This window comes from Halopseudomonas phragmitis (assembly GCF_002056295.1).
Taxonomy (GTDB): domain Bacteria; phylum Pseudomonadota; class Gammaproteobacteria; order Pseudomonadales; family Pseudomonadaceae; genus Halopseudomonas; species Halopseudomonas phragmitis.
Map to the genome: position 1 here is coordinate 567,289 of NZ_CP020100.1, position 25,544 is coordinate 592,832.

A 25,544-nucleotide genomic window follows, 5' to 3' on the forward strand; every position below is an offset into this window, starting at 1 on the left:
ACTCAGTATTGATCTAGGGCAAAAGCCATGATTTTCAAGCCCCCCTCTCGCACAATCACGCCGCGCCGCCTACCATGCGAACAATCTCCGCACACGGGCTCAATCATGCTGTTCAAGGAAAAGCTGCTGCTTTCCAACTGCGACTCGGTACGCGGGCTGTCCGGCCCCGAGTGGCGCAAGCGTTTTCTCACCGGCCTGGCCTTTGCCGATGGAGTGGTGTTGTCACCCAACACGCTGATCGACAATGCCGAAGTGGTTCAAGCCCTGAGCCAGCAGAACGTGATCAAGTACCTCAACGAAGAAGGCAGCGGCAAACTGGTGATCCGTGGTTTCAACCTCAGCCAGTACACCAGCCTGCTCGATTACTACCAGGCACTGCCGGACAACTTCATTATTTCCAGCCTGCCCGGCGCACCGAGCAAGGGCCAGCTCAGCAGTCAACAGCAGCGCGAGTTGCTGCAGCGCCTGCAGCGCCTGCAGCAGGCCCTGGGCGAAGTAAAACCCCGACTGGAAACTCTAGTGCTGGCGCGCGAGAGCCTGCGCGATGAGATTTTTCGCCGGCTCGACAGCCCCGACGCGGTCGGCCAGGTCTTCGAGTCCGATGGCGAACGCACACTGTTCATGCTGCGCGGCCAGCAATGCATTTCCCGCTCGGACTGGTACAGCCATGCCCAGGCGTTTTTCCATAGTCGCGGCCAGGACGCCTTCGCCCGGTTTCGCGCCGAGGTCATCGACCCGGCCTACAACGCGCTGTTCGCTGTCCCCAACGAGGGCTTTCTGCAGGACAACATCCGCTTTCTGCAGGGTGTGCCGGAAGCCGTGCTCGACTCGGGTATCGCCTTCAAGGCGTTGCGCCGCGAGATTGAACTGATTCAATACCCACTCAAGGTGTTCAACTTCATCTCCAGCCTGGGCGCTGGTGAAGTCGCCCGGTTCCTGACCGATGAAGCGCTGAACTACCTGGAGGACAAGATGACCGATGTCGGCGAAGGTTATCTGACCCGACGCAACTGGTTCGGCATGTACCCACGTCTGCGCCAGTTTATGGGCCTGGAGATCAAATGAGCACGCAATACGAAAACCCCTGGTTCCGGGTAGTGCGCGAAGACGGCTTCCACTGGGTAGTCGAGGATGGCGCGCGCAACGGTGCCGCCGTACTGGCCATTGTCGATGAGCACGAGGTAGCGCTGGTGCAAACCCGGCGCCCGGCCCAGGGACATCGGGAAGCTCTGGAGATCCCGCGCGGCTATGGCGAGCCGGGCGAAACCAGCCTGGCCTGCGCCTGCCGCGAGCTGCGCGAAGAAACCGGCTACCAGGCCCGCCCCGAGCAACTGACCCGACTTGGCCACTACCAGCCCAACAGCGCTATTCTGGCCTCCAGCGTCGAACTGTATCTGGCCCGCCTGAGCGCCAGCGACCGGGTCGGTGAGCATGACAGCGAAGTAACCGGTGTGATCCTGCTACCGCTTGAGACGTTACGCCAACGCCTGCTCGCCGGTGAACTGAGCGACGGCTTTACCCTGGCGGCGCTGGCCTACTACTACGCCGCTCAGCTCTGACCAGCCGGCTCCAGCGCCAGTCCGCTGATCCGTCGTACCCGGGTGCGCACCGCCTCCTCGAACACGCCCTCGCGGCTTTCCAGCAGGCTGAACTGGGCACTGGCGCGGGTGATTGCGGTATACACCAGCTCTTTGGTCAGCACCGGGTTACGCGCCGGCGGCAGCAGCAGTGCGGCATGGGCAAACTCCGAGCCCTGGGACTTGTGGACGGTCATGGCGAACACGCTTTCGACATCGGGCAAACGGCTGGGCAGGACAAAGCGAATGCCCCCGCTGCCATCGTTGCGCGGGAATGCCACCCGCAGTGCCTCACGCTCGGGCTCAGCGGGATTGAGCGCCGGCTCGCGGATGCGCAGGGCAATGCCGATATCGCCATTCATCAGCCCCAGGCTGTAGTCGTTGCGGGTCACCAACACCGGCCGGCCCTCGTACCAGCCATGCTCGCCGGCCAGCAAGCCGCGCCGGCACAATAGGCTGGCGACCCGCTGATTGACCGCCTCAACGCCCCAGTCGCCCTTGCGCACCGCGCACAGCAGCTGGAACCGATCAAAGGCCTGCAATACCGATCTGGCCCACTGTTCCCAGGCCGGATCACCACCGCCGACCTGCGCTCCCGGGCGCCCCTGGCGCAGTTGCTCAAGGTAGCCGGCATAGCCGGGCAGGCCGCCCTCGCCCAGCACCAACGCAGCAAAGGCCGGGTCACCCGGGCCTTTCAACGGTCGGCTGCGGATATCACTGAAGCCGCCGCGGCTCAGCAGTTGCCGGGCCTGTTCAGCGTCACAGTGATTGACCGCCCGGGCCAGCTCGCCAATCCCGCTGTCACGACCAAAACGGTGAGAGTGACGCAGCATCGCGGTCTGCTGCTCCAGTGCATGAGTATCGGCCTGCCCTTCGAGCAATCCGGCCTCGGCCAGCGACTGGCCACTGACCTGTTCCAGCCAGGCCCGGGTCTCAGCGCTGTACCAGCCGCCGTCGGCGCGCCGACACAGATCGCCCAGTACCGCACCGGCCTCGACCGAGGCCAGTTGGTCCTTGTCGCCCAGCAGAATCAGCCGTGCCTGCTCGGGCAAGGCGGTGAGCAGGCAGGCCATCATTTCCAGATCGATCATCGACGCCTCATCGACCACCAGCACATCCAGCGCCAGCGGGTTGCCGGCATGATGGCGGAAGTGACGGCTGTCCGGCAGACTGCCGAGCAGCCGGTGCAGGGTGCTGACCTCGGTCGGGATCGCCGCCTTGACCGCCTCATCCAGTGCCAGCGCACCGACCTGCTGACCAATCGATTCGGTCAGGCGCGCGGCAGCCTTGCCGGTCGGCGCGGCCAGGCGGATGCGCAGCGGCTGGCCGACCGCCACCGCCGGGGTCTGGAGCAGACCGAGCAGGCGCACCACGGTAGTGGTCTTGCCGGTGCCAGGGCCGCCGGTGATGATGCTGAAGCGCCCACGCGCAGCCAGCGCGCAGGCCAGCAATTGCCAGTCCGGGCGTTGCTGGCTAGTGGCAAACAGCTGTTGCAGACGCGCCGGCAGGTCAGCCGTCTGGGGCAGCGGCTGGCCCAGGCGCCGGCCCAGACTGTCGACCACCTGGCGCTCGTAATGCCAGTAACGACGCAGGTACAACCGCTCGCCAACCAGCACCAGCGGCCGGTTGCCCTCGGCCGGCTGCCAGCTGTCGACCAGCGCACTGGCGGCCAGCGCCGAGCGCCAGTCGGCGACACTCAGCCCGCCGAGTACTTGCGAGGGCAGCAGAGTATCGCTGCCGGTCTCACCATCGGGTGGCAACGACAGGGCGAAGTCCGGCTCGCTCAGGGTCGCGGTCAGATCCAGGCAGACATGCCCATGGCCGAGTTGGTGACTGACCAGGGCGGCGGCCAGCAGCACCCTGGGGTCCGCCTCGGGCTGCTGTTCCAGCAGCAGCCCGACCAGCGCCCGGTCCAGCGCGCGCAACCAGCCATTGCTCTGCCAGCGATCAAGCAGCGCCAACAGGGCCTGGCTGTCATGCAGCGGCGCTGGGGTTGGCGGGGTGGCAAACAGGTCAGCCTGTTCGGATTGGCGCTCAACCATCGACAGCCTCCAGCGTCTGGCCGGCAAACAGCCGATCCAGGGTTTCGATCAGGGTACGTGGCGGCTTGGCCTGCCAGAGCCCGCCGCTGTCCGCCTCGACCCCACGCACAAACCAGTAAATGGCACCGCCGACATGGCGGTCATAGTCGTAATCCGGCAACCGGGCGCGCAACTGCCGGTGCAAGGCCAGCAGATAGAATACGTACTGCAGGTCGTAGCGGTGCTCGAGAATGCTGCGCTGCATCGCTGCCGGGGTGTAGTCGGCCGGCCCCTGGCCGAGCCAGTTGGACTTGTAGTCGAGTACCCAGTAGCGGCCCTGATGTTCGAACACCAGATCGATAAAGCCCTTGAACAGGCCATTCAGGCGCTCGGCGGCCAGTTGCGGACGGGGCTGGGCATCCAGGGTCTCTGCGCAGACCAGGGCATCGATCTGCCGGGCATCGACCCGCTCGGCGCTGAACATGAACTCCAGCTCGCTCTGGTAGGTTCCCGGCAACAGATCGGCCAGCGCCAGTGGCTGATCCGGCAGCAGACCTGGATGGCGCAGCAGTTGCCCCAACCAGTCGCTCAGACAAGCACTCCACTCGCCCCAACCACGGCGCTGACAACGCGCCGCCAACAGCTCATAGCCACGCGCGGGCTCGGCCAGACGGGCAAAACCCTCACGTCCGGCCAACTCCAGCAGCCCATGAATAAAAGTGCCCGGCTGCGGGCCGCGCGGGAAGCGGTGGATGGTCGGCGTCTCACCCGGGCGCAGCGGCACAAAGCGGTTGCTGCGCTCGTCATCGCCCAGATGCTCGGACAACGCACTATCAGGCGCCTCGCTACCGCTGACCAGGGCGCTGTAGGAGCCGATCCACCAGTTCTGAAAGCGCCGGTGCAGGGGCTGGCGCTCGCGTAGTTCAGTCTGCGCCGGCTGCGGCGGCTGGTACACCTGGGCTTGCGGCTCAGGCGCCGGTAGCACCTCGATCTCACCGGGCTGCTCCCAGGCGGCCAGCCAACGCGGCAGCGCCGCCGACTCCGGCAATGGCTGACCACCGGCGAGCAGCCAGGCAACCGCACTACGGTGCAAGGTCGAGGTCTTGCCCTGACCCTTTTTCAGGTCGGCCAGCCCCAGCCAGCAGGCGTGCCGGGCCCGGGTCAGGGCCACATACAGCAAGCGCAGATCCTCACCCAGGCGCTCATCGTCGGCCCGGCGCAGGGTCTCCTCATCCGGCTCGAGCACCAGTTGGCTGCGCACGCCATCGTGCACCCGCAGCGGCTGACGGCCATCGACCGGGCGGCAGTCGGCAATGAACGGCAGGAACACCAGCGGATATTCCAGACCCTTGGACTTGTGGATGGTCACCACCTTGACCAGCTCGGCATCGCTTTCCAGTCGCAGCACCTGCTCGTCGGCGGCGCTGGCCCCGGGCTGCTGGATCTGCTCGGCCAGATGGCGGATCAGCGCCTGTTCACCGTCCAGCTCACGGGCGGCGCGTTGCAGCAGTTCGGCCAGGTGCAGCAGGTTAGTCAGCCGGCGCTCGCCATCACCCAGTTGCAGCAGCCGGGCCGGCAAGCCGAAGTCGTGCAGCAGCCGATGCAACATCGGCAGCACACCCTGGCGCAGCCACAGCCGACGGTAATCACGGAACTGGTCGACACGCTGCTCCCAGTAACGCTCATCCTGATTCAGCCGTTCCAGCTCGGCCCAGCTCAGATTCAGGGTCGGGCTGGCCAGCGCGGCGCGCAGCAAGCGATCATTGCCCGGCTCGCTGCAAGCGCGTAACCAGCGCAGCAGGTCACGGGCTTCGAGACTGTCGAGCACCGAGTCCTTGTCCGACAGATAGACACTGCGCACCCCGCGCTCGGCCAGCGCCTGACGGATGTACTGGGCCTCGCGGCCGGTACGCACCAGCACCGCCATATCCGCCGGTTTGACCGGCACCAGCGTCTCGCCACGCCGGAAGCCAGCAACGCCGCGCTGGCCGGCCTGCAGCAGTTCGACCATGGCGCTGGCGCAGCGTTCGGCCATGCTCTGACGGTAGCTCTCGGCACTGATCGGCGTCTCGCCGGGCAGATACCAGGCCGTCAAAGCCGCTGCCGGGTGGCCCTCCAGGGTCCATTGCTCGCTCCGTCCCTGGGCCTGGACCGGCAAAAACGGCAGCGGGTTGTCAGCCGCCCGACGGAACAGGAAAGCCCCGCGCGGGTTGTTGGCTTCGGCCTGGCTAAACACCCGGTTGACCGCCGCCACCATGTTCTGGCTGGAGCGATAGTTGGTGTCGAGGTTTTCATGCCGGCCCGCGGTGGCGCTACGGGCCTGCAGGTAGGTGAAGATGTCGGCACCACGAAAGGCGTAGATCGCCTGTTTCGGGTCGCCGATCAGCAGCAGGGCACTGTCCTGATCATTCTCGGCAACCCGGTAGATGGCGTCGAAGATCCGGTACTGCAACGGATCGGTATCCTGAAACTCGTCGATCAGGGCAACCGGGAACTGCTGGCGGATCACCTCGGCCAGACGCGCCCCGTTAGGGCCTTGCAGGGCAGCGTCCAGACGGCTCAGCATATCGTCAAAACCCATCTGCGCGCGGCGGCGCTTTTCCGCCTCGAAACGTACGGCGACCCAGGCCGCGGCATGGCGCAGGGCCGGTTGCTGGGGGCCGGGCAGCTGTGCCAGCGCCTGACGCAGCTGCGGCAATTGCCGCAGCGCCGGATGGGTCGGTGGTGCGCCCTGTTTCCAGACCTCGTCCAGCCCCTCTTCACTGAGCCGGTTCCAGGCCGCCTCCGGCAAGGCTAGTTCGACCTGCTGCGGATCGCTTGCCCACTGCCGCACCAGCTCAAACCAGGGTGCGTAGTAGCGCCGCTGGAGCTTGCGCCCATCGACCAGCTTCTGCGTCACACCCTGCTCGATTAACTGTTCCAGCTCGTCAGCCCAGGCCAGCCAGGGCACCTTGAGTTCCGCCAGCTGTCGGGCCTGCTCAGTCAGGGCCTGATCGATCAGGCCCTGCAAGCCGGGCTCGGCGCCCGCTGTGACCTGCTCGCCGAGCAGCGGCCGCAGCGCCTGCAACAGTTGATCCGGATGCTGCCAGTGCTGCGCCACCCAGGCCAGGGCCTGAGCCTGCAACGGGTAACAGTGCAGCCGCCAGTAGTCCCGGGCCACCTCGGCCAGCAGCTCGCGCTGATCGGTTTCCAGACTCTGCTCGAACAGGCTGCCACTGTCGAAGGCATGCTCACGCAGCATGCGCTGACACCAGCTGTGGATGGTCGAGACTGCCGCCTGATCCATCCACTGGGCCGCGATCTCGAGCTTGCGGGCGCAGCTGGGCCACTGCGCGTCCGGGATCTGTGCGCGCAGGCTGGTGATGATCGGGTCGGGCTCGGGCAACTCACCACGAAACGCCTGGGCGGCCTCGACCAGACGCGCACGGATGCGGTCACGCAGCTCCTGGGTTGCCGCATCGGTGAAGGTCACCACCAGTATCTGGTAAGGCAACAGCTCGCGGGGAAAATCAGCCGCATTGCCCAACCCCAACACCAGACGCAGATACAGCGCCGAAATGGTGAAGGTCTTGCCGGTGCCGGCACTGGCCTCGATCAGGCGGCTGCCACGCAGCGGGCAGCGTAGCGCCAGCGGCAACTGTTCAGTACTCATTGATCAGCCTCCCCGGTACTGCTGAACTCCAGCCAGCCATCCTGCTGCGCCAGTGCCAACGGCTGATACAGCGCCTGGGCCCAGCGCTCGAAGGCGCCGGTCTGCAGCAGGCTGGCAAAATCCGCATAACTGCGTTGCAACGCCACGCTGCGCTGCACCTCGCCCTGGCTGAACCCCGAGCCCTCGTAAGCCTCGCGCGCCTTGTCCAGCGCCTTGTGCTCGTCACGTTCGGTCAGCCAGGCAAACGCGCTGACCGGCGCCACCGGCAGCGGCTGACGCAGGCCCTCAAGCCAGGCCCCGAGCCAGTCGCTGACGATCTCCCGGGCCCGCTGCGGCTCCAGCGCCAGCATCTGCACGCTGGCATCCACACCAATCAGGCAGGTGGTCAATGGCTGGCCGCTGGCGTTGGCCACCACATGCAGACACAGCGCGTTGAGCAAGCGCCGCCAGCGCAGACTCGGACGCTTGCCCTTGCCATCGAGCAGCCGCCCGGTTTCCAGTTGCAGGACCAGCAGGCCTTCCAGTTCGGATGAACGGCGCACCCCGCTGAGCCAGTCCTGCAGTACCAGGCCCGGCACCTCGACCTGCAGCGCCAACGGCTGTTCCTGAAGCTGATCCCACAGTTCCAGCTGCTGGCGATAGCGTTGCAACTGCTCGCCTAACGGCTCGACCAGTTGCTGCCGGGCCAGTTCGCCAAAGCCGGCCAGGGGCAGTTGGCCACGCTCGGCAAGACGGGCGGAGCCCTGCTGCAGCAGGGCCTGCCAGTCGGCTTGCGGGCCACCGGCCAAGGCCTGTTCCAACAACCACTGACTGAGCTGATGCTGTTCCAGCGCATTGAGCCCGAAGGGTTCGTCATCGGCATTGCCCAGCTCATCATCACGGAACCAGACCTTGAGCCGTTCGGCAAAGAAGTGTTCGACCGGCTGGCGCAACAGGCGTTGCAGGTCGGCCAGGCTGATCGGTGCCTGCGGCGTCAGCGGCGCCAGCGCCGCTTCGGCGCCTGCCGGCGCAACCTGGTCATGCAGCCGACACCAGTCACGCGCATAGCTGAACAGCGCCGGGTCGCTGCCATCGAAATAGCGGCGGCTGAATGGCTGCAATGGGTGTTCGGTGGTCAGTTGCGCCAGCAGATCGCCGCTGTCGCAAGCGGACCAGCCACTGGCCAGATGGTCACGCAACTGTCCGATCAGCACCGACGGCGGTCGCTCGCTGTTGTCACGGATACTACGCCCGACCCAACTGACGTGCAGGGCATCTCGTGCCGAGAGCAGCGCCTCGAGCAGCAGATAGCGGTCATCCTCACGGCGCGAACGATCACCCGGGCGGTAATCGTTGCCCATCAGGTCAAAGTCCAGCGGGGGCTGGGCGCGCGGGTAGTCGCCATCGTTCATGCCCAGCAGGCAGACCCGGCGAAACGGGATGGCGCGCATCGGCATCAGGGTGCAGACATTCACCGCGCCAGCGAGAAAGCGCTGGCCCAGTGCGCTCTGGCCGAGCGTCTGCAACCAGGCCTCGGCAACCACGTTGAGCGGCAACGGCTGCTCCAGGGCCACGCCGTCACACAATTCCAGCCAGTGCGCCAGCCCTTCATGCAACTGCGCCAGCAGTAACTGGTCCCGGTCGCTGGCCGGACTGAAGAAGTCCTCCAGCAAGGCCCGCAGCCGCTCACCCCAGACAGCGGGAGCAGCCGGCGTGCGCAGCGCCTGCTCATGCCGGTCCAGGCATTGCAACAACTGGTCGAGCGGGCCAACCAGGGCGGCATCCAGCCCAGCGACTTCGTCATAGGGTTCGATACCGGCCCAGGCCTGGCTGTCGCCCACGGCATAGCCGAGCAACATCCGACGCAGGCCAAAGCGCCAGCTGTTGGCTTCCAGCCCGGCCGGCATGCCCAGCGCTTCACGGCGCTGGCGATCCAGCCCCCAGCGAATTCCAGCGCCCTCGATCCAGCGTCGCAAAGTCGGCAGGTCAGCCTCGCTCAGCGCAAAGCGCTGGCGTAGCGCGGCGACATCCAGCAGGTCAAGCACTTCGCTGACCGGCAAGCGGCTGTCGGGCAGGCCCAGCAGGTGCTCCAGGGCGATCAGCAGCGGCTCGCGGCCACGCTGGCCCTGATCGGCCAGAGTGAAGGGAATGTGTCTGGGATCGTCCACGCCATATTGGCCGAACACCGCCTGAATGTGCGGCGCATAGGCATCGACATCCGGCAGCATGACGATGACGTCGCGCGGCTTCAGGCTCGGATCGCGGCCAAAGGCATCGAGCAACTGATCATGCAGGATTTCCACCTCGCGCTGGGCGCTGTGGGCGACATGAAAACGGATCGAGTCGTCTGCCTGGCTATCCACCGCTGGCCAGTAGCTGCGGGTTTCCGCCAACGGGCGCAAGTCGAGAATATCCAGCTGCAACTGCTGCAGCAGGCGCTCGCCGGACGGCGGTTCGAACAGGTCGACCCGCCCGCCGTTGATGGCGGCAAAACGGGTCTCGTAACTGCCGCGCTCGTCGTGCTGATCGAGCAGGTTGATGTAGTCGCGCCCCTGTTTGCCCCAGGCCGCCAGCAGCGGGTGGGCATGCTGGTGTAGACTGGCATCGTCCAGTTGCAAGGGGGTGCCCGGACGGCGCTGCTGGCGCTGGTACTGATGGCGCAGCAGATCCTGGTCGGCAACGATGTCGCCCCAGTAATGCTGGCAGGGGTTGAGTACCGCCAGCAGTACCTGACTGAAACGCCCTATGGCGGCCAGCGCCTCCAGGGTCTGGGCCGGCAGCGAGGAAATACCGAACACGATCACCCGGCGCGGCAGCGCGCTCGGACGCTCACCGGCGGCCAGCAACTGCTCGATGAAACGCGGATGAATACCGGCGCGGCTGTCGCGCAGCCGCTCGACCCCGACGTCAGCCAGCACCGCCCGCCACAGGGCCGGCTGCCAGCGCTCCTGGGCGCTCAGTTGGCGGTAGCCCTCGCGCGCCAGCGCTATCCGATCCTGGCCGCCAGCCCAGTCATTCAGCCAGTCGGCGCGGTACACCTGATACTGATCGAACAGGTCAGCCAGGCGCTGCGCCAGTTGGTAGCACTTGCGGCAGTCCTGGTCATCGGCGAGAAACTGCCGCAGCGGGGCGAAATCCGGCTGTTCGAGCAGGGCCGGGAGCAGGCGCATCAGCCGCCAGGTCAGTGGCTGTTTGTCCAACGGCGAGCTTTCTGGCACCGCTTCACGGCCAAGCACCCCGCGATAGGCCTGCCACAGAAACTGCGCCGGCAACTGCACCTCCAGCGCCGCGGCAATACCACAGCCGCCCTGCTCAGGATCGGCCGCCAGCGCCATCTGCAGCCACTGGGCAATGCCATTGCTCTGCACCAGCACTACTTCATTTTCCAGCGGTGCCAGCGGGTGCGCACGCAGCCAGTCGACCATCAACTGGCGCAGGCTTTCCAGGCGGTTGCCGTGGATGATCATCAGGCCGGGTGAAAGGCGGTCGGCGTCCTGCATGGCGGATCCTGGTCGAATGCGGTTGTTGTCGGCGATAGTATCAGGCTGCCTGCGACAGGTCAGGTCGCAGTGCCCCGTCCGCTGCTGCGCAATCTGCGCCGATTCGGTTTATCCTTGGAGCCTGCAAGGGAATTCACTGTTACGCAAGGATATCGCATGTTGCCCCGTTACCTGACACTCGCCCTGATCGCCAGCCTGGCCGCCACCGGTGCCAGCGCCGATGACCATCCACTACTCAGCCGCTTCCCGGGCGCGCAGCTCAAGGGGCACGAGTCCATCGCCTATGAACACGTCGCTCTGCCACAGGCAGCGGCCGATGCACCCGACACCGAACCACTGGTGCTGGTCGGCGACCTCAGCCGGCATACCTACGAAATCGGCAACGTCTCCACCCTCAAGGTCTGGGAAAACTATCAGGCGGCGCTACAGCGGGCCGGCTTCGAAATCCTGTTCCAGTGTGAGCGCGAGGCCTGTGGTCCGGGACGTGACGTCAAACGCATGGCTGATCCGCTGGCGGTCAGTGGCAATGTTTACAATTTCTACCGCAACCCCTATTACCTGCTCACGCGCCAGGACAATATTCACCTGGCCCTGTTCATCGGCGGCCATAACGACCGCGTGAGCGTGCAACAGGTGATTGTCGAAACCGTCGCGCGCGATACCGACCTGATCAGCCTGGATAGCGACTATCTCAACCAGGCCGACGACAGCGCCCTGCCCGAGATCAGTGCCGAGCAGCGGGCCGAAGACCATCCACTGCTGTCACGCTACCCCGGAGCCCGCGTGCGCAATCGCGAACGCCGCGACTATGAGCAGTTCATCCTCCCGGTCCCGCCCGGCAGTGCCGCCGAGCCGCTGCCACTGGTCGGCGACCTGACCCGGCACTTCTACGAAGTGCGCAATGTCTCGACCCTGAAACTCTGGGACAACTATCAGGCCGCACTGGAGAGCGGCGGCTTCGAGCTGCTCTGGCAATGCCAGCGTGACGCCTGCGGCAATCAGCGCGAGCGCAAAGCGCTGGGTGACCGGCTATCGCTAGAGGGCAATGTCTACAACTACCACTCCGCCCCCTACTACGCGGTCTATCAGCGCGACGGCAGCCAGGGCCCGGTTCACGTAGCCCTTTACATTGGCGGGCATGCTGACCGGGCGGCGATCCAGCAGGTAGTGATCGAGGGACGCGGGCGCGCCGATGACCTGATTCAGGTGAACGCCGAAGGGCTGTACCGAGACCTGCAGGAAGCCGGCAAGGCGTTGATCTACGGCATCCACTTCGATACCGACAGTGCCGCCATCAAGCCCGAATCGGCTCCTACGCTGCAAGCCATTGCCGAGTTGCTGGGCCAGCATCCAGCGCTGCGCCTGTATGTGGTCGGGCATACCGATGATACCGGTAGCGAACAGCACAACCTGCGCTTGTCTTCGGCCCGGGCCGAAGCGGTAGTCAAGGCTTTGAGTAGTGACTACGCAGTGGCCGCCAACCGGCTGCAGAGCGCGGGCGTCGGCCCCTATGCGCCGGCCGCCGGCAATCTGGATGAGGCTGGCCGTCAGCGCAACCGGCGGGTCGAACTGGTACAGCGCCTGCCCTGAACAAGCGGGGCGGCGCGCTGGCCCTGGGCTCAACCAAGCACAGTGGTGCTATACCTGACTGCCCAGATAGCGCCGCTCCCAGGGCGTGATTTCGTCCATGAAACTGGCCAGCTCCAGACGCTTGGTGGCCAGGTAACCGTCGATGAACTCGTCACCGAACAACTGCCGCGCCAGTTGGCTGCGCTCAAGCCGATGCATGGCCTCAGGCAGGGTATCGGGCAGGGTCAGCGCGTCCGGGGCCTGAAACACCCCCTGCACCGCCGCACTGGGCGTAAGCTGCTGGTCAATCCCGTGCAGGCCAGCGGCCAGGCTCACGGCAATCGCCAGATAGGGATTGGCGTCACCGCCCGGCAGGCGATTCTCAACCCGCCGCGCCGCTGGCTCACTGGCCGGAATCCGCAGTCCGGCCATGCGGTTGTCACTCGACCAGCACAGGTTGTTGGGTGAGGCGTAGGTGTTGCAGAACCGCTGATAGGAGTTGATGTGCGGCGCCATCAGCAGAGTCAGCTCACCGAGGCAGGTCTGCAACCCGCCCAGGTAATGCTCAAACTGGGCTGTGGGCCCGGCATTGCCAAGATCGGTAAAGATATTGCGCCCGGTCTGATCCACCACACTCTGATGCACATGCATCGAACAGCCCGGCACACGCGGCAACGGCTTGGCCATGCAGACGGCAATCAGACCATGCTTGAGCGCTACCTCATGCAGCAGATGCTTGAACAGGAAGGTCTGGTCGGCCAGCAGCAGCGCATCGCCATGCACGAAATTGATCTCGAACTGGCTGATACCCATCTCGTTCATGAAGGTATCGCGCGGGATGCCGAGCGCGGCCATGCCGGCCTTGAGTTCCTCGAAGAACGGCCGCAGACCGTTGGCCGAGCTGACGCTGAAGGCCGAAATACCCGGCTCACGCCGGCCATCCAGACCAACCGGGGCCCGGAATGGCTGGTACTCGTCGGCCTGGCGCTCGAACAGAAAGAACTCCAGCTCGGTGGCTACCACCGGTTGCCAGCCTCGCTCGGCATAGCGCTTAAGCACTCGTGCCAGCAGCGCCCGGGTCGACAGCCCTGAGGGCCGGCCGTCCAGCTCCACTGCCTCACAGACCGCCAGCGCGCGCGGCACCTCAGCCCAAGGCAGCACATGCACCTGCTCGGGCAGGGCCTGCAATACCAGGTCACCATCGTCGTGACCATAGAACTCCGGTTCCGGGTAGCCGCCCATCACCGCTTGCAGCAGCACGCCCCGGGCCAGTTGCAGCCGACGCCCGGCCAGAAAGCCCTCAACGGTCATTACCTTGCCCCGCGGGATGCCATTCAGATCGGGGGTCACACACTCGATATCGGCTACCCCAGCCAGGCGCTGGGACAGAGGGACAATCAACTGCGGGGAATTCATCAATGCTTGCCTTATGCTGCATGCCGAGTTGGCAACCAAACGATGATACCCCAAGCCCGCCGACTACGTCGCCTGCCCCCTCTGTGCAGAACATTCTCGACAAAACGCAGGAGCTGCCTTACTCTCAGCACCATGAACGAACGTTCATTCATAAAAATAACAGGACATCACCATGCGTCATACCGGCAAACACCTGACCTTCCTGCTGCCCGCAGTGCTGCTGCTCAGCGCCTGCCTGAGTGGGGGTGGCAGCAGCAATCGCGCCCCCAGCCCTACCCCTCCACCGAACAATGACCCAATACCTACGGTCAACTATCTGAGCGCCATCGGCATTGGCGTCAGCGATCTGGACGCCGCAGTCAAACTCTATACCCAGGGCCTGGGCATGCGCGAACTCAAGCGCCTGCAACGCGACAACCGCCACGAGGTCATCCTTGAGTCGGCCGATGGCCGGGGCTCGCTGGTAGCTCTGATGAGTTTTACCGACGGCATTGGCCGTAACGTCCAGCAAAATCCGGGCAAGCTGGTGTTCTACGCCCGCGACCCCAACACCTTCGCGGCACAGTTCAACGCGGCTGGCGGGCGCATTACCCTGCCGCCGATGCCGCAAGCCGCCTTTGGCGGTGTGCTGGTCGGCTTCGGCCGGGATCAGGACAACAACCTGATCGAAATTGTCGGTGACGACAGCGCCAATCACTCCTATTTTGGCGCCTTTGGCCTTGGCGTCAGTGATCTGGAAGCGGCGCGGGATTTCTACACCGAGGTGCTGGGACTGGAGCAGAGTTTGTTTCTGGAAATTCCCGGTCAATACGATGAATACATCCTTCAGTCTCCGGTGCCCGGCGGCTCGGCCCTGGTGCTGATGCACTGGACCAACGACAGCGTGCGCAACTACAGCGACAACCCGATCAAGCTGGAATTCGCCTCATCCGACCCGCAGGCTCTGGCTGGCGCACTGGAGCGCAGCGGCATGGCCATCGAACGCCCCCTCGCGCCCAGTGCCGAACCCGGCCTTGAGAACCAACTGGTGGGCTACAGCAGCGATGCCGACGGCAACTTGCTGGAACTGCGCCAAGGCATCCGTGGTTATCTGGGCGGCGCCGGCATCGGCACCGACGACCTTGATGCCGCCCTGCGCTTTTACACTGAAGGCCTGGGCATGCATGAAGTCACTCGTCGCAGCCGCACCGACCGCGACGAAGTAGTACTGGAGTCAGCCGACGCACGGGGCTCGCAACTGGTACTGATGCAGTTCACCGATGGCGAGCCGCGCAGCATGCGGCGTAACCCCGGCAAGCTGGTGTTCTATGTCAGTGACCCCGAGCAGACGGCGCTGGACCTGATCGCCGCTGGCGGCCTGGTGACGCTGCCGCCAAGCTTCCAGCCCGGCCTGAATGTGGTGGTTGGCTTTGGTCGCGACCCGGACAACAACCTGATCGAGCTCGTCGGTAGCCCGGCAGCCGTACAGAGTTACTTCGGTGCCTTCGGCATCGGGGTCAGCGATCTGCAGGCGGCCCGCGACTTCTACGTCGACACCCTGGGTCTGCGTCAGGTGCTGTTCCTGCCGATTCCCGGCCAGTATGACGAATACATTCTGCAAGGTCAGGGCGGCTCGGCATTGGTACTGATGCACTGGACCAACGCAGTCCCACGCAACTACACCGACAACCCGGTTAAGCTGGAATGGCGCAGCATGTCGCCGGATGGACTGATCAGCGGAATCGAACAGGCGGGAGAGCGGGTGGTTCAGACCCCGAACTCCGACGACACCCGCGACGATGAGCAGGTGGCCTATGCCAAGGATGCCGATGGCACCTTGCTGGAGATCTTGCCGGCGCCCTGGGGGCGCTAGCGCTGTGCATCAGCCACTCAAGCCAAAGCGCTTGAGTGGCTGATGAAGTAGCGTTTCAGAAACTCAGAGCCCGGTCACCCTGCTCGTCCTTGATCCGGGTCGGCAGACCCATCTCATTGAGCAGGTTGATAAACGGCTTGGGATCGAGTTCTTCAACGTTGACCATCTTCTGCACATCCCAACTGCCATTGGCAATCAGGATCGCCGCAGCGACTGGCGGCACGCCGGCGGTGTAGGAGATACCCTGACTACCGACTTCCTGGTAGGCCTCGGCATGATCGGCAACATTGTAGATGAACACTTCCTTATCCACCCCGTCCTTCTTGCCCTTGACCACGTCGCCAATGCAGGTCTTGCCGCTGTAGTTCGGTGCCAGTGAAGACGGATCAGGCAATACGGCCTTGACCACCTTAAGCGGCACCACTTCCAGCCCTTCGGCGGTCTTGACCGGCTGTTCGGACAACAGTCCGAGGTTCTTCAGCACGGTGAACACATTGATATAGTGTTCGCCAAAGCCCATCCAGAACCGGATGTTGGGCACATTCAGATTCTGCGACAGTGAGTGCAGTTCGTCATGCCCGGTCATGTAACTGGTCTGCGAGCCAACCACCGGCAGGTCGTCGGTACGCTTGATCTCGAACATGCTGTTCTGAGTCCACTGGCTGTTCTGCCAGGACCAGACCCGCCCGGTAAACTCGCGGAAGTTGATTTCCGGGTCGAAGTTGGTGGCGAAGTACTTGCCGTGGCTACCGGCGTTGATATCGATGATATCGATCTCATCGACACTGTCGAAGTACTCGTTGACCGCCAGCGCCGCATAGGCATTGACCACACCCGGGTCGAAGCCGACGCCGAGAATCGCGGTGATGCCCTTCTCTTCGCAGATCGCCTTGCGCTTCCATTCGTAGTTGGCGTACCACGGCGGGTTTTCACAGATCTTGTCCGGCTCTTCGTGAATGGCGGTATCGAGGTAGGCGGCACCGGTTTCGATGCAGGCCTGAAGTACCGACATATTGATGAAAGCCGATCCGACATTGATCACCAGTTGCGACTGTGTCTTGTCAATCAACGCCTTGGTGGCCTCGACATCGAGCGCATCCAGAGCATGGGCTTGCAATTCACCGGCAACCTTGAGGCTGCCCTTTTCCCTAACGCTGTCGACGATCTGCTGGCATTTCTCCAGCGTGCGCGAAGCGATATGGATATTGCCCAGCACATCGTTGTGCTGGGCGCACTTGTGTGCGACCACCTGGGCCACACCACCGGCACCAATAATCAGAACGTTTTTCTTCATTTCTCTTCCTCGAAACGCCTCCTTGGACGGGCTGGGAGCGAGTAGTGGGATAGCCTCAGGAGAGGCTGCTGACAAAGTCTTCGAAACCGAATTCCCTGACCAGTTCGATGCTGCCATCCAGTTGGCGCACCGCAATCGCCGGCATTTGCACGCCGTTGAACCAGTTCTTCTTGACCATGGTGTAGCCAGCAGCGTCGATAAACGACAAGCGGTCGCCGACCTTCAGTTCACGATCAAAATTGAACTCACCGAAGATGTCTCCGGCCAGGCACGACTTGCCGCACACCATGTACGGGTACGGGCCATCGCAGGGCTCCATCTTCGCCGGTTGACGATAGATCAGCAGGTCAAGCATGTGCGCTTCGATCGAGCTGTCGACGATCGCCAGCTGCTTGCCATTGAACAGGGTATCGAGCACCGTGACTTCCAGTGAGGTGCTCTGGGTGATAGCAGCCTCGCCGGGCTCCAGATAGACCTGCACGCCGTAACGCTGGGAAAACGCCTTGAGTCGGGCACAGAAGGCATCGACCGGGTAACCCTCACCGGTAAAGTGGATGCCGCCCCCCAGACTAACCCACTCGACTTGCTCCAGCAGCGCGCCGAAACGCTCTTCGATCTGATTGAGCATCTGGTCGAACAGGGCAAAGTCACTGTTCTCGCAGTTGTTGTGGATCATGAAGCCGGAGATCTTGTCGATCACCTTCAGCACCTTGTCAGCATCCCACTCGCCCAGGCGGCTGAACGGCCGCGACGGGTCGGCGATGATGAATTCGGAACTGGAAACCCCGGGGTTCAGGCGCAGGCCGCGCACATGGCTGGCCGAAGCCTGCTCGAAGCGTTCGAGCTGACCGATCGAGTTGAAGATGATCTTGTCCGAATGCGCCAGCACCTCTTCGATCTCATGATCGGCATAGGCGACGCTGTAGGCGTGGGTTTCACCACCGAATTTGAGCTTGCCCAGCTTGACCTCGTTGAGCGAGGAAGAGGTGGTGCCGTCCATGTACTGGCTCATCAGGTCGAATACCGACCAGGTGGCGAAGCACTTTAGGGCCAGCAGGGCCTTGGCTCCGGACTGCTCGCGCACGTACTGGATGATGTCCATGTTGCGCTTGAGCTTGCTCTTGTCGATCAGGTAGTAGGGCGTCTGGATCAATTCGGTGTTACCTCCTGCGGTTCCAGGCTCCGGGTACCCCCGGTTTTTCGAGAAAGCGCGCGATTATAGAGTAAAGGTCGCCACGCTTCGAGTAAAAATACCCCGTCATCTCTCAAGATCCGTCAGCCTAACGCGCATTCAAGTCAGTTTAAAGACAGACACCCTTGCGAAATACCAAAAACGCATTAAATCAGCAACATGAATGCATTAGACCTATTCAGTTATACACCTATAGTAGATCTGACACCCCCTCAACGGAGAACAACAATGTCCAACTCCCTGCCCCGCCAACTGGGCCTGGGCCTGCTCGGGCTGGCCCTGAGCGGTGCCAGCCTGGCCGCGCCGAAACCAGCCGAACCAACCACCGCCACTGCCAACAGCGCCGTGCTTGAGCAACTGCCGTTTGCCGACACCCGGGCCTTTGACGACGCCCGACGGGGCTTCATTGCCGCGCTACCGGATGGTCTGGTGGTCGATGGCAGTGGCCGTACCGCCTGGAACATGGCCGCCTATGCCTTCCTCGACAAGGAACAGGCCCCAGCCACGGTCAACCCCAGCCTCTGGCGCCAGGCCCGGTTGAATGCCATTCACGGTCTGTTCGAAGTGGTTGAAGGCATGTACCAGATTCGCGGCATGGATCTGGCCAACATGACCATCATCGAGGGCGAGACAGGGCTGATCATCATCGATCCGCTGCTGACCCCAGCCACCGCCAAGGCCGGTCTTGAGCTGTACTACCAGCACCGGCCGCAGAAGCCGGTTGTAGCCGTACTCTACACTCACAACCACGCCGACCACTTTGGCGGGGTCAAGGGTGTGATCGACGAGGCTGACGTTCGCGCCGGCAAGGTCAAGGTCTACGCCCCCTATGGCTTTATGGAGCATGCCGTTTCGGAAAACGTAATTGCCGGCAATGCCATGGCCCGGCGCGCCACTTACCAGTTCGGCGCCGGGCTGCCGGCTGGCGAGCGTGGGCACGTCGATACCGGCCTGGGCAAGGCGCTGGCCAGCGGCCCGCTGTCGCTGATCGCTCCGACCAATACCGTGCCGGATGATGCGACCCTGACCATCGACGGCATCGAGATCGAATTCCAGATGGCCCACGGCACTGAAGCCGAAGCGGAAATGATGATGTACTTCCCGCAGTTCAAGGTGCTCAACACCGCTGAAATCACCAGCCAGCACCTGCACAATATCTACACCATCCGCGGCGCCGCGATCCGCGATGCCAGCGCCTGGTCGCACTATATCGACAGAGCTCTGGAGCGTTTTGGTGACCGTGCCGACATCTTGATTGCCCAGCACCACTGGCCGATCTGGGAGCGCGAGCGGGCTCAGCACTTCCTCGCCGTGCAGCGCGACCTGTACAAGTTCATCCATGACCAGACCGTGCGGATGATGAACAAAGGCCAGTTGCCCGGTGACATCGCCGAAAATATCAAGCTGCCGGCCAGCCTCGATCAGGAGTGGTACGCCCGCGGTTACTACGGCACCCTCAAGCACAACGCCCGGGGCGTTTACCAACGCTACATGGGCTGGTATGACGCTAACCCGGCCAACCTCGACCCGCTGCCGCCACGCCAGAACGCCGCCAAGACCATCGAGTACATGGGCGGTGCTGACAAGGTGCTCGAGCAGGCTCGCCAGGACTTTGCCAACGGCGAGTACCGCTGGGTCGCCTGGGTTATGAGCCAGGCCGTATTTGCCGACCCGGACAACCGCGCCGCTCGCGAACTGGGGGCAGATGCGCTGGAACAACTGGGTTATCAGGCTGAGGCCGGTACCTGGCGCGGTGCCTATCTGATGGGCGCACAGGAGCTGCGCAACGGTGTCGGTGAGGCGCGACGCGGAAGCGGACTCGATCCTGATCTGTTGCAGGCGCTGGAGGCTGGCATGTTCTTCGATTTGCTGGCGGTGCGCCTGAACCCGGAGAAAGCCGACGGCAAGCATCTGGTGATCAACTGGTCACTGACCGACCTGGACGAGCACTACCGGCTCAACCTACAGAACGCCACCCTCACCTACCGTTCAGGTGCGCTGGCTGAGCAGGCCCATGCCAGTGTCAGCATGACCCGCGAGACGTTGGACCAGATCCTGCTGCGCCGCACCACCTTCCCCGAGGCGGTGCAAGGTGGCCAGATCAAGGTTGAAGGCGAGCCCAAGGCGTTCTTCGCCCTGCTGCAAATGCTCGACGAGCCATCCGGCAACTTCCCGATTGTCGAACCGGTACGCTAAACCACCGGCGCAGGAGCCTGGCTTCGTGGTGATCCAGCAATACTTCTGGATGGCCACGTCGCTACGCTCCTCGCCATGACCCCGAGGGTGGCACCACCGCCCTCGACTACCCGCTCTCACTACCCCATCACCCTCACCGCCGTCATCACCAGGCGCAAAGCGCCGTGGTGATCCATACGCCCTCTGGATGGCCGCGTCGCTACGCGACTCGCCATGACACCAAGGGGAACACCCCCGCCCTCGACTCCCCCTCACCACCCCTTCACTCTCCCTCCCGTCATCACGAGGCGCAAAGCGCCGTGGTGATCCACACGCCCTCTGGATGGCCGCGTCGCTACGCGACTCGCCATGACACCAAGGGGAACGCTGTGGTGACCCAAAGCGGCGACACATTTCCACATACCTCTAAAAGCAATGGCACCCGACCAGGGCTACCCTGAAAAGGATTGCCGTCTGGGAGGCCCAATGAGCGAGGCATTGCAACGCCTGTTCAATCTGCGCCGTGAAGAGCTGCTGCCGGTTAGTCTGGCGATGGCTTTCTTCTTCTGCGTGTTGACCGCACTGATGGTCCTGCGCCCGGCGCGTGAGGCTTTGGGCATGCAGGGCGGGATCGATGCGGTGCGCTGGCTGTTCATCGGTACCGCGCTGATCACCCTGCTGGTCAATCCACTGTTCGGTCTGCTGGTCAGCCGCCTGCGCCGACTGACGTTCATCACCCTGACCTACCTGTTCTTCATCGTCAGCCTGCTGTTGTTCCATGCCATATTACGGCTCTCGCCGCAGGTGATCGGCATCACTACCGGCCAGGTGTTCTATGTCTGGTTCAGTGTCTTCAACCTGTTCACCACCATGGTGTTCTGGGCCTTAATGGCCGACCGTTTCAGTCTCGAACAGAGCAAACGGTTCTTCGGTCTGATCGCGGTTGGCGGCACCTGCGGGGCGATTTTCGGGCCCTGGCTGGCTACTCGCCTGGCTGAGCCGCTGGGCACTGCGCAACTGTTGCTGGTGTCCTGCGGTTTTCTGCTGCTGGCCCTGGCCGCCGCCTGGGGCATCGCCCGCCTGCAACCAGAGCGCCCACCCGGCCAGCCACCGACAGCCGAACCCGAGCGTATCGGTGGCAGCGCCTGGGAAGGTCTGCGTGCACTGTTGAGTTCACGCTACCTGCTGGGGATCGCCAGCTACGTGGTGATTCTGGCGATCATGGCCACCTTCATCTATTTCACCCGGCTGCAGATGGTCGCCGCCCAGGGCGAGGAACTGGACCTGCGCACCGCGCTGTTCGCCCGTATCGACCTGATCACCCAACTGACCACGCTGGTATTGCAGATCCTGGTGGCTGGTCATCTGATGAAACGCCTTGGCGTGCACATCACTCTGGCTCTGCTACCGCTGACCGCCGCACTGGGTTTCATCGGCCTGGCGCTGGCCGGCTCGCTGGCGGCCCTGATCGTGTTCGAAGCCTGTTTCCGCGCGGTACAACGCGCTCTGATGCGTCCGGCCCGGGAAACCCTGTTTACCGTGGTCAGCCGTGAGGACAAGTACAAAGCCAAAGCCTTTATCGATACCTTCATCTACCGTGCCGGCGATGTGGTCGGCGCCCAGACCGAAGGTTTACTGGGGCGCCTGGGCATGGGACTGGCGGCCGTCGCCAGTGTCGCCGTGCCGTTGGCACTGGTCTGGGCAGCACTGGGCCTATGGCTCGGTCGCGCCCAACAGCGTCAGGCCGACACCCCGACTTTCACACCAGAACCTGGAGGAACCCGCCATGATCTCCCGTCGTGACTATTTGAAACTGGCGCTGCTCAGCGGCGCCGCCCTGAGTCTCAAGCCAAGCCTGCTATGGGCCAGTGATCAGGCCCTGCCGCTGCTCACCCGTCAGGTACCGTCTTCAGGCCAGACTCTGCCGGCAGTGGGGCTGGGCAGTTCGGCAACCTTCTCCCGGGTGGCCGGCAGCGATGATGTCGAGGCTCTGCGTGCAGTACTGCAGGCCATGCTGGAACACGGTGGCAGCGTGTTCGATACCGCTCCCAGCTATGGCGCCTCCGAGCAGGTGGCCGGACGTATCGCCAACCAGGAGGGCATTGCCGAACGGCTGTTCTGGGCCACCAAGCTGAATGTGGCCGGACGCGGCGCCGGCCAGGCCGACCCGCAGGCGGCCCAGGCGCAACTGGATGCCTCGTTCGCCCGGATCAACAAACCGGTGATCGACCTGATTCAGGTCCACAACCTGGGGGATGTGCCAACGCAACTGGGACTGCTCAAGGATTTGCGCGAACAGGGCCGGGTACGGCATATCGGCGTCACCACCACCTTCGCCCAGCAGTACGAGTATCTCGAGCAGGTAATGCAGCGTGAGCCGCTGGATTTTATCGGCATCGATTACGCCATCGACAACCTGACCATGGAGCAACGGATTTTGCCGCTGGCCCAGGAGAAAGGTATTGCCGTACTGGTCTATGCACCGTTCGGCCGGACCCGCCTGTGGGACCGGGTCCGCGGCCATGAAGTGCCGGACTGGGCGAGCGAGTTCAACGCCCACTCCTGGGCCCAGTTCTTCCTCAAGTTCGTGCTCGCCCATCCGGCGGTGACCTGCGCCACCCCGGCCACCAGCCGCCCGCATCATATGATCGACAATATGGGCGCGGCGCTCGGCGCACTACCGGATGCCGACATGCGCCAGCGAATGATTGCTCACCTGGAAAGTCTGTAAGCCAGAAACGACAAAGGCGATGCCGAGGCACCGCCTTTGTGATGAGCACCGCAGACGATCAGAAGTTGTAACGCAGACCCGCGGAGACAAAATCCACATCGTAGGTATCGGCGACATCGCGGTAGCGCTCATACTCGGCCACCAGGCTGAAGCTTTGGGTCAGCATCAGGCTGGCACCAACGCCCCAGGACCAGACCCACTCCTTGTCCGAGTAGCTTTCGCTATCAGTGATGCCAAATACCGTGAACTTGTCCTTGGCCTTGGTACGCAGCTGATGATAGCCAACCTTGCCGAACAGGCTCAGGCGATCCAGCGGCAGGGTCCCTACGGCGTTAAGACCCAGACCCTGGGTTTCAGCGGTCGTTCTGGCAACCGCGACCCCATCAGTGGCCTTGTAGCTGAGTTCGCCCAGGTCAATGTACTGGAACTCCACGCCCACGTAAGGGTTTAGCTGAATACCGGCACCGATCTTGAAGGCCGTGTCCTTGGTATCGAGGGAGGAGCTGACGCCCGGTACAACCCCCCAATAGTTGTCGAGAGCGCTTTTGGAAATATCCGCATCAGACTGACCGACACTGGCAAACAGGTAGCCGTTGACCTGTTCGGCCTGGGCAACGCCAGTCAGGCTGGCCAGGCTGATTACGGCGGCAGAAAGCAGGGTTTTCTTGAACATTATTGTGACATCTCCATCTGACTTGTCATAACCGCCTTCATGGCGGTGGTTCCGTTACTCGGCCTCTCCCGGCCCGAGTGGGGCAATCATACGACCAGATAAAGGCATTGCGCCATAGCCTGACAAAACAAAAAAGCGCCTCAGCCTCAAGGCAGTGACAGCAGAGTTTGCAAACGCTCAACGAAGAACGACCGCTGCTGTTTCAGACTGAACAGCCGGGGAGCGAACAGCCAGCTTTGGGTGACACCCATCAGTTGGGTGTATATCAGCAAAGCCAGACTTTCCGGGCTCTGCGCCGCAGGCAGCAATGACTGACGCTGGGCCTCGGCCACCAGCGCGCTGAGCGCATCGATGATGCGCCGGGTCAGCTTGCGCTCGCGCTTGAGCGTGGGCGCAAGCGCCTCAGTCAGTTCAGTCTTGTTCAGCAGAATCTCGAACGACTGACGAAACCAGGCATCCTCGACCAGCAGCTCCAGCCAACGACTGGCGAACCTTTCGATAGCCTGCAGCGGCTGCTGATGACTGGCCGCCTCGGCTACCAAAGCCTCCAGCGGCTCCTGCGAATAGGCCAATACCGCCTGGTACAGGTCATCCTTGTTCTTGAAGTGCCAGTAGATCGGCCCGCGGCTGTAGCCAGCTTCCTTGGCGATCATCGCCAGAGTGGTGTTGGAGTAGCCGTTGCGGCTGAACAGCGTCAGCGCGGCTTCGATGACTTTCAGGCGGGTTTTTTCCGCTTCTTCCTTGGTTCGACGCATGGGTGTTCCGGGTAAACCGCCACCACCGGGTGATGGTGACGGTGAATGGGTATCAGAGCGCGCCGTCGGCCGCCATCTGCATGTAGCTGGGGTCAAAACGCAGCCTGATGTTAGCGCTATCGCCCAGGGTCACGCCATTGGGGAAGCTGATGCCAACGAAATCGGCACTGGGAGCCCCCTCGCCAAGCAAGCCCTTGTCGAAGGAGAACTCACGCACGCTGTCCATCGCCTCGACCGCCTCCGGGCTGGCAATGAAGGCCAGCGCATCGGCAGCCTGCCAGAACATCTGCATCCCCGCCAGTTGCGCCTCGTAGCCTGCCTGATCAGTGCCCGACGCCTCGCCCAAAAAGGCACGGGCCTTCTGCCCTTCTTCACTGTCAGTGCCGAGCACCGCCATCAGCTCGAACCAGGCGCCGGTCAGTGCCTTGCCCAGCGCCGGATTGGCTGCAAGCGTAGCCGTGTTGACAATGGTCAGGTCCTTGATATGCCCGGGAATCATGCTCGAATCAAACACCCGGTTGGCGCCCGGTACGCTGGCCACATCATCAAGCAGCGGGTTCCAGGTCACCACGTTGCGCACTCCCGAAGTATTGAACGCGGCCACGATATCAGCATCACCGGTATTGACCACGGTCACATCACGCTCACGCAGGCCAACACTGTCCAGTGCCCGCGCCAGCAGATAGTGCGACACCGAAAGCTCCACCAGATTGACCTGCTGGCCCTTGAGGTCGGCAACATTGGTGCTGTCCTTCATCACCAGCCCGTCGTTGCCATTGGAGTAGTCACCAACGATCAGCGCAGTGGTATCGACACCACCGGCAGCCGGGATCGACAGCGCATCCATGCTGGTCGCCACCACCCCGTCAAACTGACCTGCGGTGTACTGGTTGATCGACTCGATGTAATCGTTGATCTGCACGATCTCGACCTCAATGTCGTACTTGTCGGCCCATTTCTTCATGATCCCCGACTCGTCGATATACAGCCACGGAATCCAGCCGGCATAGATGCTCCAGGCCAGCTTGAAGCTGTCGCGCTCCTGGGCCGAGACCACCGGGGCCGCCAGTGTCGAGGCGGCCAACGCTAACACCGCGCCCTTGGCCAAACGGCTCACACGGCGAGTAAAGGGGGTTGGCTTTTTCATGATTCAACTCC

Annotated in this window: 16 protein-coding genes; 7 read left to right on the forward strand and 9 right to left on the reverse strand. The window is 63.3% G+C overall.

What is annotated here, in order from left to right:
- The first annotated feature begins 105 nt into the window (after positions 1-105).
- Complete coding sequence (locus BVH74_RS02555; protein WP_080048564.1) at positions 106-1,065, forward strand: hypothetical protein; 960 nt, start codon at positions 106-108, stop codon at positions 1,063-1,065.
- Positions 1,062-1,559 carry an NUDIX hydrolase gene (locus BVH74_RS02560; protein WP_080048565.1) on the forward strand — a complete coding sequence of 166 codons (498 nt, stop codon included), beginning with the start codon at positions 1,062-1,064 and terminating at the stop codon, positions 1,557-1,559. The genes BVH74_RS02555 and BVH74_RS02560 overlap by 4 nt, the downstream gene beginning before the upstream one ends.
- On the opposite strand, the gene recD is transcribed toward BVH74_RS02560, so the two are convergent.
- Genes recD through recC form a run of 3 tightly spaced genes read right to left on the reverse strand, consistent with a single transcriptional unit; the run spans position 1,550 to position 10,729 of the window.
- On the reverse strand, positions 1,550-3,619 hold the full coding sequence (recD, locus tag BVH74_RS02565; protein WP_080048566.1) for an exodeoxyribonuclease V subunit alpha: 2,070 nt from the start codon (positions 3,617-3,619) through the stop codon (positions 1,550-1,552). The two genes, BVH74_RS02560 and recD, sit on opposite strands and share 10 nt — an antisense overlap.
- On the reverse strand, positions 3,612-7,250 hold the full coding sequence (recB, locus tag BVH74_RS02570) for an exodeoxyribonuclease V subunit beta (protein ID WP_080048567.1): 3,639 nt from the start codon (positions 7,248-7,250) through the stop codon (positions 3,612-3,614). Before recB ends, recD begins: the two co-directional genes overlap by 8 nt.
- Positions 7,247-10,729, reverse strand: coding sequence for an exodeoxyribonuclease V subunit gamma (gene recC, locus BVH74_RS02575; protein ID WP_080048568.1), 3,483 nt, complete (start codon positions 10,727-10,729; stop codon positions 7,247-7,249). The genes recB and recC overlap by 4 nt, the downstream gene beginning before the upstream one ends.
- A 156-nt stretch (positions 10,730-10,885) precedes the next feature.
- Here recC and BVH74_RS02580 point away from each other — a divergent pair, with 156 nt between their 5' ends.
- Entirely contained in the window at positions 10,886-12,319 is a 1,434-nt protein-coding gene (locus BVH74_RS02580; protein ID WP_218189165.1) for an OmpA family protein, read from the forward strand.
- 48 nt (positions 12,320-12,367) lie between these two features.
- On the opposite strand, the gene BVH74_RS02585 is transcribed toward BVH74_RS02580, so the two are convergent.
- A complete protein-coding gene (locus BVH74_RS02585) occupies positions 12,368-13,714 on the reverse strand; it encodes a glutamine synthetase family protein (protein ID WP_080048569.1) in 1,347 nt (448 codons plus the stop codon).
- A gap of 172 nt (positions 13,715-13,886) precedes the next feature.
- Here BVH74_RS02585 and BVH74_RS02590 point away from each other — a divergent pair, with 172 nt between their 5' ends.
- Positions 13,887-15,566, forward strand: a complete 1,680-nt coding sequence (locus BVH74_RS02590) for a VOC family protein (protein ID WP_080048570.1) — start codon at positions 13,887-13,889, stop codon at positions 15,564-15,566.
- Between the two features lie 55 nt (positions 15,567-15,621).
- Here the strand turns inward: BVH74_RS02590 and BVH74_RS02595 are convergent, their stop codons facing one another.
- Together BVH74_RS02595 and nspC are read right to left on the reverse strand one after the other, a co-directional pair.
- Positions 15,622-16,860 (reverse strand): saccharopine dehydrogenase family protein, encoded by a 1,239-nt coding sequence (locus tag BVH74_RS02595; RefSeq protein ID WP_080048571.1) that lies wholly within the window; start codon positions 16,858-16,860, stop codon positions 15,622-15,624.
- Between the two features lie 55 nt (positions 16,861-16,915).
- Entirely contained in the window at positions 16,916-18,013 is a 1,098-nt protein-coding gene (gene nspC / locus BVH74_RS02600) for a carboxynorspermidine decarboxylase (protein ID WP_080048572.1), read from the reverse strand.
- A 267-nt stretch (positions 18,014-18,280) separates the two neighbouring features.
- On the opposite strand from nspC, the gene BVH74_RS02605 reads away from it, so the two are divergent.
- The 3 genes from BVH74_RS02605 (at position 18,281) to BVH74_RS02615 (ending at position 22,958) form a co-directional block, all read left to right on the forward strand.
- Positions 18,281-20,248 (forward strand): alkyl/aryl-sulfatase, encoded by a 1,968-nt coding sequence (locus tag BVH74_RS02605; RefSeq protein ID WP_080048573.1) that lies wholly within the window; start codon positions 18,281-18,283, stop codon positions 20,246-20,248.
- A 465-nt stretch (positions 20,249-20,713) separates the two neighbouring features.
- Entirely contained in the window at positions 20,714-22,030 is a 1,317-nt protein-coding gene (locus BVH74_RS02610; RefSeq protein WP_080048574.1) for an NTP/NDP exchange transporter, read from the forward strand.
- Complete coding sequence (locus BVH74_RS02615) at positions 22,014-22,958, forward strand: aldo/keto reductase (RefSeq protein WP_080048575.1); 945 nt, start codon at positions 22,014-22,016, stop codon at positions 22,956-22,958. The genes BVH74_RS02610 and BVH74_RS02615 overlap by 17 nt, the downstream gene beginning before the upstream one ends.
- Before the next feature lie 58 nt (positions 22,959-23,016).
- Here BVH74_RS02615 and BVH74_RS02620 read toward each other — a convergent pair whose 3' ends face one another.
- From BVH74_RS02620 to BVH74_RS02630, 3 genes are all read right to left on the reverse strand, one after another.
- Positions 23,017-23,631 (reverse strand): porin family protein, encoded by a 615-nt coding sequence (locus tag BVH74_RS02620; protein WP_080048576.1) that lies wholly within the window; start codon positions 23,629-23,631, stop codon positions 23,017-23,019.
- A 146-nt stretch (positions 23,632-23,777) separates the two neighbouring features.
- A complete protein-coding gene (locus BVH74_RS02625; RefSeq protein WP_080048577.1) occupies positions 23,778-24,386 on the reverse strand; it encodes a TetR family transcriptional regulator in 609 nt (202 codons plus the stop codon).
- Positions 24,387-24,438: 52 nt separating this feature from the next.
- Positions 24,439-25,533: a putative urea ABC transporter substrate-binding protein gene (locus tag BVH74_RS02630; RefSeq protein ID WP_080048578.1), complete on the reverse strand. Its 1,095-nt coding sequence runs from the start codon at positions 25,531-25,533 to the stop codon at positions 24,439-24,441.
- Positions 25,534-25,544 lie beyond the last annotated feature (11 nt).

Bases quoted from the DNA above. Each gene is read 5' to 3' on its own strand.
- recB (WP_080048567.1), bottom strand. From the start codon at position 7,250: ATGAGTACTGAACAGTTGCCGCTGGCGCTACGCTGCCCGCTGCGTGGC.
- BVH74_RS02605 (WP_080048573.1), top strand. From the start codon at position 18,281: ATGTCCAACTCCCTGCCCCGCCAACTGGGCCTGGGCCTGCTCGGGCTG.
- BVH74_RS02560 (WP_080048565.1), top strand. From the start codon at position 1,062: ATGAGCACGCAATACGAAAACCCCTGGTTCCGGGTAGTGCGCGAAGAC.
- recC (WP_080048568.1), bottom strand. From the start codon at position 10,729: ATGCAGGACGCCGACCGCCTTTCACCCGGCCTGATGATCATCCACGGC.
- BVH74_RS02610 (WP_080048574.1), top strand. From the start codon at position 20,714: ATGAGCGAGGCATTGCAACGCCTGTTCAATCTGCGCCGTGAAGAGCTG.
- BVH74_RS02580 (WP_218189165.1), top strand. From the start codon at position 10,886: ATGTTGCCCCGTTACCTGACACTCGCCCTGATCGCCAGCCTGGCCGCC.
- BVH74_RS02555 (WP_080048564.1), top strand. From the start codon at position 106: ATGCTGTTCAAGGAAAAGCTGCTGCTTTCCAACTGCGACTCGGTACGC.
- BVH74_RS02625 (WP_080048577.1), bottom strand. From the start codon at position 24,386: ATGCGTCGAACCAAGGAAGAAGCGGAAAAAACCCGCCTGAAAGTCATC.
- BVH74_RS02620 (WP_080048576.1), bottom strand. From the start codon at position 23,631: ATGTTCAAGAAAACCCTGCTTTCTGCCGCCGTAATCAGCCTGGCCAGC.
- BVH74_RS02595 (WP_080048571.1), bottom strand. From the start codon at position 16,860: ATGAAGAAAAACGTTCTGATTATTGGTGCCGGTGGTGTGGCCCAGGTG.
- BVH74_RS02585 (WP_080048569.1), bottom strand. From the start codon at position 13,714: ATGAATTCCCCGCAGTTGATTGTCCCTCTGTCCCAGCGCCTGGCTGGG.
- BVH74_RS02615 (WP_080048575.1), top strand. From the start codon at position 22,014: ATGATCTCCCGTCGTGACTATTTGAAACTGGCGCTGCTCAGCGGCGCC.
- BVH74_RS02590 (WP_080048570.1), top strand. From the start codon at position 13,887: ATGCGTCATACCGGCAAACACCTGACCTTCCTGCTGCCCGCAGTGCTG.
- recD (WP_080048566.1), bottom strand. From the start codon at position 3,619: ATGGTTGAGCGCCAATCCGAACAGGCTGACCTGTTTGCCACCCCGCCA.
- BVH74_RS02630 (WP_080048578.1), bottom strand. From the start codon at position 25,533: ATGAAAAAGCCAACCCCCTTTACTCGCCGTGTGAGCCGTTTGGCCAAG.